The organism is Paenibacillus sp. OT2-17 (genome assembly GCF_009827695.1).
Taxonomy (GTDB): domain Bacteria; phylum Bacillota; class Bacilli; order Paenibacillales; family Paenibacillaceae; genus Paenibacillus; species Paenibacillus polymyxa_B.
The window spans coordinates 1-7,469 of record NZ_WUDQ01000161.1 but is presented as its reverse complement, the minus strand read 5'-3'; the positions used below and the strand labels follow the sequence as shown (position 1 = coordinate 7,469).

General features: G+C 49.9%; 2 protein-coding genes. Both read left to right on the top strand.

The features are described from left to right. Positions 1-1,156, top strand: a 1,156-nt coding sequence (locus GRP75_RS15955) for a KS-MAT linker domain-containing protein (protein ID WP_160789789.1), incomplete at its 5' end; no start/stop codon positions are given. Beyond that, on the top strand, positions 1,140-7,469 hold a 6,330-nt coding region (locus tag GRP75_RS15950), incomplete at its 3' end, for an SDR family NAD(P)-dependent oxidoreductase (protein ID WP_160789788.1). The genes GRP75_RS15955 and GRP75_RS15950, both read left to right, overlap by 17 nt.

Below are 7,469 nucleotides of genomic sequence, written 5' to 3'. Positions count from 1 at the left end.
CTGCGCCATAGGCTCTGTGAAGTCCAACATCGGACATCTGGAGGCGGCAGCGGGCATCGCCGGGGTTGGGAAAATCATCTTGCAGATGAAAAACCAGACGCTGGTTCCCAGCCTGCATGCCCAAGAATTGAATCCGAATATCCATTTCGGTCAGACGCCGTTCGTCGTCCAGCAGGAGCTGGGGGAATGGAAGCGGCCGGTGGTTGAGATCGATGGAGAGACGCGGGAATATCCGAGGATTGCCGGGATTTCATCGTTTGGAGCAGGAGGCTCCAATGCACATGTCATCATCGAAGAGTACATTGCAGAAGAGAAGGTGCCGATGAGCGTTACGGCTCAAAAGCCTGCGATCATCGTATTGTCGGCCAAAAATGAAGAACGACTGAAAAAGCAGGCTGAGAGATTGCTAGCTGTTATGCGGGAAGGAAAGCTAAGCGAAAGCAGTCTGGCCGATGTGGCATACACGCTGCAGGTGGGACGCGAGGCCATGGAAGAGCGGCTGGCAGTGATTGCAGGGTCTATGCAGGAGCTGGTGGACAAGCTGGAAGGATTCCTGGAAGGACGGGACGGAATCCCTGAGTTGTACCGGGGCCAGGTCAAACGGAATAAGGAGGCGCTGACGGCGCTGGTAGAAGATGAAGACATGGAGAAAATGATTGCTGCCTGGATAGGGAAAAGAAAATATTCGAAGGTTGTTGATCTCTGGGTCAAGGGACTGTCGATGGATTGGAACATGCTTTATGGGGACGCCAAGCCGCGGCGAATCAGCCTGCCGGCCTATCCTTTTGCGAGAGAGCAGTACTGGATCACGGATATTAAAACTAAATTGGCTTCCATTGAATCTGCAGATGCTGTAAAGCCAACAGATTCGTTCATTGCCCAAAAGACACTTGCCAAAATGGCAAATGTTTCGGAAATGAATAAGGAAGACATCGATGCTTCAAATGCCAAAGCTATTCCTTCGTATATCCAAAACATCCAGAGTCATATTTCTGCCAGTGTAAAAATAAAGAAGATGCCAGATCTTTCTTACCTAGCGGCTGCATACGAGACAATGTCCTCGACTACAGTCGACAGCAAAGCTTACTCGGAACAGGACGGAGCGACACGAGGGGCTGAACGGGAATGGAGGCTTACAGATGAAGGAAATGAATGATATCTTATGCAGGCTGTTATGGAGCCATTTGCGCTTGATGGGATTATGTCCATATGCGCAAATGGAAAAGAAAGCTATGATCGCAGATTTTAAAACAAAAACCGCCTTACTGAATTTATACGATCGTTGGCTTGAAGAAAGCATAGAGATTTTGGTACGGAATCAGTATTTGTATTGCAATGGAGAGTCATATAGCGTAGCGGGTACCGCTTCGGTCGATCTGCAGGCTGTATGGAAGGAGTGGGAATGGAAGAAAGGGGCATGGCTGAAAAATCCGGATCTCTCAGCCTGGGTATTTTTGGTAGAATCAACCTTGCGCAAACTGCCGGAAATTTTAACCGGGAAAATACCAGCCACCGATATCATTTTTCCTAATTCCTCTATGAAACTTGTAGAAGGTATATATAAGAACAGTCCTGCAGCGGATTACTTTAATGAAGTGTTGGGAGATATCGTAGTTTCCTATCTGAATGAGCGGATTAAGCATAACCCGTCGGTACCGATTCGAATCATTGAAATTGGCGCAGGCACTGGAGGTACTAGCGCTTTGGTCTTCCAGAAGCTCGAACCTTATCGGAAGCATATTCAAGAATATTGCTATACCGACAAATCCAGAGCATTTTTATTACATGCACAAAAAGAGTACGGTCCGCAAAACCCTTACCTGACTTATCAGATTTTTAATGTGGAAGAGTCGGCTCAGGGACAAGATATCGATACAGGTGGATATGATATTGTGATTGCCACCAATGTATTGCACGCCACTCGGAACATTCGCCAAACGTTACGCAATGTCAAAGCAGCGCTGCGAGAAAACGGTCTGATTCTTATAAATGAAATCAGCGGTAACTCTCTGTTAAACCATCTATCCTTTGGCCTTTTAGAGGGATGGTGGCTTTATAATGACCCGGAGCTGCGCATTCCAGGCTCTCCCGGGTTATATCCCGAAAGTTGGCGAAAGGTATTGGAAATGGAGGGTTTCCGGTCCGTTTTCTTCCCTGCTCAGGAAGCGCATGATATAGGTCAACAAATTATTGTGGCGGAAAGCGATGGTCTGATTCGGAACAAACAGGAGCCTGAACACGACAAATCTCAAATGAAACAGCGTGACGAAGGAATTCGATCAGATATTGATGTAACAAGCGAGATGGCTGAAGAGTATGTCCAGGAGCTTATCGTAGGGAAGCTGGTAGAGGCTTTGAATGTGGACTTTACTATGATTGATATTCATGAGTCATTCGCAGATTATGGACTGGATTCCATTCTTGGCGTTGACTTTGTGCAGGCTGTCAATCAGGGGCTGGGGATTCATTTGCAAACCACCGACATCTTCGATTACAGTTCGGTAAAACAACTGACGCTATACATTTTAAGCCAATATGGAGATAAAGTTTCACAAGTCTTGGACCAGAGCGCTAATCCAATAGACAACATGGAAGATGCAAGTCGCGACATCCAAAAACTTAAAGACACGGATTATACGATTCATCCTGTTGAAACGGAAAGTATATCCTTTGAGCAGGAGAGACCCAATAAGAAGGATAAAGAGAGAGCTTTAACACCAAGGGAGCCCATTGCGATTATTGGAATGAGCGGGCGGTTTGCTGGATCAGATAATGTACATGAGCTTTGGAATCACCTTAAGAACGGTGACGATTTAGTGGAAGAGGTAACCCGGTGGGATCTTTCGAAATACCAAGAAAAACATGCAAGCTATTGCAATCACGGCAGTTTTTTGGGGGATATTGATAAGTTTGATCCGCTTTTTTTCAATATCTCGGGACTGGAAGCGACCTATATGGATCCGCAGCAGCGATTGTTTCTGGAGGAAGCGTGGCATGCTCTGGAGGATGCTGGCTATGCAGGTACAGGGATGGAGGGTCGCCGCTGTGGAGTGTATGTGGGTTGTGCCGAGGGAGATTACCAACAATTGCTGGGTGAAGACCTGCCTCCACAAGCGCTTTGGGGTCATATGGGTTCCGTGATTCCCGCTAGAATTTCCTACTACTTGAATCTTCACGGACCAGCAATAGCTGTAGATACAGCTTGTTCCAGTTCGTTAGTTGCAGTTCATCTGGCTTGCCAAAGCTTATGGACCGGAGAAACGGATATGGCTTTAGCGGGTGGTGTCTATATTCATACGACCCCCCGCTGCTATTTGTATGGTGACAGGGCAGGGATGCTGTCTCGCTCGGGACGCTGCTATACCTTTGATGACAGGGCAGATGGAATGGTTCCGGGAGAGGCGCTTGGCGCGATTGTGCTCAAGCGTCTTCATGAAGCTGTTGCTGATGGAGACCACATCTATGGAGTGATTTCAGGCTCAGCGATCAACCAGGACGGCACCACGAATGGACTTACTGCGCCAAGCCAGAAATCTCAGGAGCGACTCGAGCAAAATGTATATGATACATTTCATATCCACCCAGAGCAAATCCAGATGGTGGAAGCACATGGAACTGGCACCAAATTGGGAGATCCCATTGAATATCAGGCACTGACTCGAACCTTTAGAAAGTATACCGACAAGAAGGAATATTGCGCCATAGGGTCCATTAAGACGAATATTGGCCATACGCAAATTGCGGCAGGAATTACGGGAATGATCAAACTTTTATTGTCATTAAAGAATAAGCAAATTCCTCCTACACTTCATTTCCGGTCGGGCAATTCAAATATTCAGTTTGAGGATAGTCCTTTTTATGTCAATACGTATCTGCAGGACTGGGAGGTTGAGCCCGGAGCCAGACGCTGTGCTGCGGTCAGTTCCTTTGGTGCCAGCGGTACGAATGCTCATATGGTCATAGAGGAGGCTCCAGAGACGGAACGGACACATTCCGAAAAGCCTGGTTATTTCATTCCGCTGTCGGCACGGACTTCAAAACAATTGCGCCAGCAGGTAGAGCAACTGCTTGCCTATTGCGAACAGGAGCCTAAGGCGGATTGCGGTAATATGAGTTATACATTATTGCTTGGGAGAAAGCACTGTAATCATCGTCTTGCCTGTGTTGCCCGTAATCAAGGCGAGCTTGCCATGTCCCTTAAAAAGTGGCTGGAAAAAGGCAGTGCTTCTCAAGTTTATCATTCTGAACTGCACGAAAAAGATCAACGCATACAAACATCTTTGAAAAGATACGGGGATGAATGTATTTACAATTGTCAAAACGCAAGCGATACCCGCGAGTATTTGGAGCTTTTGACTACGATTGCAGATTTGTATGTTCAGGGATATTCGTTAGACTTTGAGTGTTTATTTTCACATGAACAGTACTCTAGGATTCCGTTGCCAACTTATCCTTTTGCAAAAGAGCAGTATTGGGCGCCTAGGAGTGAGGACAAAATTACAGGCGGCAGAGCGGCAGAGCGTGAACCAAAATTTACGGTCGCCAGAGCTGCGGAAGCGCCTGCCGTTACGAGTAGCCGTACACTGCTATTTGAGCCTACATGGAAAAAGCAGGAGATACCGCTGGAAGCCGAAGTCCCTGCCTATGATCGGCGAATGGTCTTGCTTTGTGAGCCGGAAAAAGCTTTGCACGAGCGACTCGAAGCGAGCTTGAACGGAGCTGTGCAGGTGCTTGCCTTTCAATCCGGAAAAGGCCGGGTCGACGAGCGGTTCCAGGCCTATGCTGTTCAGGCCTTTGAGAGCATCCAAAGTATGCTCAAAGACAAGCCGAAGGGAAGAGTATTGGTCCAAATTGTGGTGCGGAACGCCGGGGAAGGACGGCTCTTTTCGGGACTTTCGGGACTGTTGAAGACAGCCCGGCTGGAAAACCCGAAATTCATCGGGCAGCTGATCGAAGTGGATCTGGGAGAACAGGCGGAAGGTATCCTGGCGAAGCTGGAGGACAACAGTCGAAGCCCGATGGATGGCTGGATTCGCTATGAGGAAGGTCAACGGAAAACCGCTTTTTGGAGCAGGCTCGAAACATCTGGGCAAAAAGAGGAGCTTCTATGGAGAGATGGTGGGGTCTATCTGATCACCGGCGGCTCCGGCAGTCTGGGGCTACTGATTACAGAAGAGATTTCCCGGCAGACGCGAGCAGCGACCTTCATTTTGACGGGGCGGTCGCCGCTGGACCGAGACAAGCAGACGAGGCTACAGGAGCTGGAGTCTTCAGGCGCCAGCGTGGTGTACAGGCAAGCGGATATCACCCATAGAAACACCGTTATCGATTTATTGGACAGCATTCAGCAGGAATTTGGACGTGTCCATGGGATCATCCACTGCGCAGGGGTGATTCACGATAATTTTATCATTAAAAAAACTAGTGAAGAATTTATGGAGGTGCTGGGACCGAAGGTAAGCGGACTGGTCCATCTGGATGAGGCAAGCAGTGGTCAGAACCTGGACTTCTTTGTGCTCTTTTCTTCCATATCGGGCAGCCTAGGCAATCCGGGACAGGCTGACTATTCGACCGCCAATGCCTTTATGGACGCATACGCCGAATACCGGAATGCCCTGGTAGGGGCCAAGCAACGGCGGGGACAGACGTTATCCATCCGCTGGCCGTTATGGAAAGAGGGCGGAATGCGGATCGATGCGAATTCGGAACAGATCATGACGCAAAACATGGGTATTACAGCCATGCAGACCTGGTCGGGAATGAGGGCGTTGTACCAAAGCTTGGCCTCCGGCAAGGAGCAGGTGATGGTCATGGAAGGGGAGCCCGAGAAGATCGAGACCTACCTGACGAAAGCTTTCTCACAGGCCGATGTCCGTGCCATCCAGGCAGCTGAACCTAATCAGGCAAGCGTACCTATGCTGGATGCAGGCTTGCTCTACGACAAAACCTTGCATTGTCTCAAGGTGCTGTTTGGAGAGGTGACCCGGCTGAGCGTCAGCAGCATTGAAACCAATGAACCGCTGGAAACCTATGGAATCGACTCGATCATGATTACCCAGCTCAATGCCAAGCTGGCGGGCTTCTTTGGAGAACTGTCCCAGACGCTGTTTTATGAGTACCAAACCTTGCGTGCTTTGACGGAATATTTTGTGGCGGAATACCCGCAGGAGTGTATGCAGTGGACCGGGATGAGCCGTGACATGCAGCCTGTAGAGGAAATACTTGCGGCACCGCTGTATGCCGAGGAAGAAGCCGTGCCGGCTGAGGCAAAGGCGGAAGCGAAGCCTGTCCGAAGCTTGGCCGGGTCTGCTCGTGCGGAAATGCGTGAACCGATAGCGATCATTGGGATGGCTGGAAAGTATCCCTGGTCCAGAGACATGAACGAATATTGGGAAAATCTAAAAGCAGGGAAGGACTGTGTCACCGAAATCCCGCGTGAGCGCTGGACGATGGAAGGGTTCTTCCATCCTGATTCACAGGAAGCGGTAGCGAATGGAAAAAGCTACAGCAAGTGGGGGGGCTTTATCGAAGGATTTGCGGATTTCGATCCGCGCTTTTTCAATATTGCGCCACGGGAAGCACTCGGTATGGACCCGCAGGAAAGGCTGTTCATTGAAGCCTGCTGGGAAACGTTGGAGGACGCGGGCTACACCCGGGAACAGCTTGCGTTGCGGCATAACCGCCGGGTAGGCGTATTTGCCGGAATTACCAAAACGGGTTTTGATCTATACGGACTTGATTTATGGAGAAAAGGAACGCAAATATACCCTCACACATCCTTTAGTTCAGTGGCCAACAGGATTTCGTACCTCTTTAATTTGCAAGGGCCAAGCATGCCGATCGATACGATGTGTTCGTCCTCGTTGACTGCGATTCATGAAGCCTGTGAGCATCTGTACCGCGGAGAATGCGAAATGGCTATTGCAGGCGGAGTAAATCTGTATCTCCATCCGCTCAGCTATGTAGGACTTTGCGCCAACCACATGTTGTCGATAGATGGGCAGTGCAAGAGCTTCGGCAAAGGAGGCAATGGATTTGTCCCTGGAGAAGGCGCGGGGGTCGTCCTATTAAAGCCGCTGTCCAAGGCGATCGCTGATGAGGACCTCATCCATGCGGTGATCCGGGGGACAAGCATCAACCATGGAGGCAAGACCAACGGCTATACGGTGCCGAACCCGACAGCCCAGGGGGAACTCATCCGGGCGGCACTGGAGCGAGCGGGGGTACATGCGCGGACGGTCAGCTATATTGAAGCCCACGGAACAGGCACGGAGCTGGGGGATCCGATTGAAGTGACGGGTCTGACTCAGGCATTCAGGAAGGATACGCCGGATACGGGATTCTGCGCCATAGGCTCTGTGAAGTCCAACATCGGACATCTGGAGGCGGCAGCGGGCATCGCCGGGGTTGGGAAAATCATCTTGCAGATGAAAAACCAGACGCTGGTTCCCAGCCTGCATGCCCAAGAA